1 pseudogene is annotated in these 373 nt (G+C 60.3%); it reads left to right on the plus strand.

Features of this window, described 5'->3' with window-relative positions:
* A pseudogene (locus ELR45_RS36155) lies at positions 1 to 264 on the plus strand (hypothetical protein); the annotation flags it as partial.
* Positions 265 to 373 lie beyond the last annotated feature (109 nt).

Consider the following 373-nt stretch of genomic DNA (forward strand, 5'->3'; position numbering starts at 1 on the left):
GGTAACGAGGAACAGGTAGACGTCCGTGTCACCGCGGACGCCCAGTGCATCAACCCAGGTGGGAAACACCCACGGGCCGAGAACAAGGAGACCTTCGCCGCCGAAGGTCAGTTCCCGGTACAGAACGGCAAGGCGAACTTCTCCCTCACCTTGACCGCTACATTCCAGCCGAACTGTAGCCCGCCGATGACAGTGGTATGGAGCAATGTCGTCGTCACTGACCTCACCCACGGACTCACCAGGTCGGTTCCGGGAACCTTCTGACAGAGCTCGACGAACACCGGAGACGTGACCAATCCGGATATCGTCGCACGGCTCACCCTGACCGCATCCTTAAGGAACGGTTGTGTCACAAGCGTGGCGGGCGCGTACA

Source organism: Phytoactinopolyspora endophytica, assembly GCF_004138495.1.
GTDB classification, from domain to species: domain Bacteria; phylum Actinomycetota; class Actinomycetes; order Jiangellales; family Jiangellaceae; genus Phytoactinopolyspora; species Phytoactinopolyspora endophytica.